This window comes from Microvirga sp. HBU67558 (assembly GCF_018069605.1).
GTDB classification, from domain to species: Bacteria; Pseudomonadota; Alphaproteobacteria; order Rhizobiales; family Beijerinckiaceae; genus Microvirga; species Microvirga terrae.
In genome coordinates, this window is record NZ_JAGPUP010000293.1 from 1 (window position 1) to 983 (window position 983).

Sequence of the window (983 nt, forward strand, 5' to 3'; positions counted from 1 at the left end):
ACCGACAACGTGAACATGATGGCGGCCAACCTGACCGGCCAAGTCCGCAACATCGCGGAAGTGACCACCGCCGTCGCCCGGGGCGACCTGTCCAAGAAGATCACCGTGGACGTGAAGGGCGAGATCCTGGCCCTCAAGTCGACCATCAACACGATGGTCGACCAGCTGAATTCGTTTGCCTCGGAAGTGACCCGTGTCGCCAAGGAAGTGGGCTCCGAGGGCAAGCTCGGCGGACAGGCGCAGGTCGAGGGCGTCGGCGGCGTCTGGCGTGACCTCACCGAGAACGTTAACATGATGGGCTCGAACCTCACCGCGCAGGTTCGAAACATTGCCGACGTGACGACCGCGGTGGCGAACGGCGACCTGTCCAAGAAGATCACCGTGGAAGTCCGGGGCGAGATCCTGGAGCTGAAGAACACCATCAACACCATGGTGGACCAGTTGAACTCCTTCGCGTCGGAAGTGACTCGTGTGGCGAAGGAGGTGGGATCGGAAGGCAAGCTCGGCGGCCAGGCGCAGGTGCGCGGCGTCGCCGGCACCTGGAAGGACCTCACCGACAACGTGAACCTGATGGCGGCGAACCTGACCGGCCAGGTGCGCAACATCGCCGAAGTGACCACCGCCGTCGCGAACGGCGACCTGTCCAAGAAGATCACCGTGGAGGTCAGGGGCGAGATCCTGGAGCTGAAATCGACCATCAACACCATGGTGGATCAGCTCAACTCCTTCGCCGGGGAAGTGACCCGCGTCGCGAAGGAAGTGGGCTCGGAAGGCAAGCTCGGCGGCCAGGCCCGCGTGGAGGGCGTGGCCGGCACCTGGAAGGATCTGACCGACAACGTCAACCTGATGGCGGCGAACCTGACGGGCCAGGTCCGTAACATTGCCGACGTGACGACGGCCGTCGCGAACGGCGATTTGTCCAAGAAGATCACCGTCGATGTGCGCGGCGAGATCCTGGAGCTGAAGTCGACCATCAACACCAT

Annotated in this window: 1 protein-coding gene; it reads left to right on the forward strand. The window is 63.3% G+C overall.

Features of this window, described 5'->3' with window-relative positions; genetic code table 11:
* Window positions 1–983, forward strand: a 983-nt coding sequence (locus KBI52_RS01300; protein ID WP_210804844.1) for a HAMP domain-containing protein, incomplete at both ends; no start/stop codon positions are given.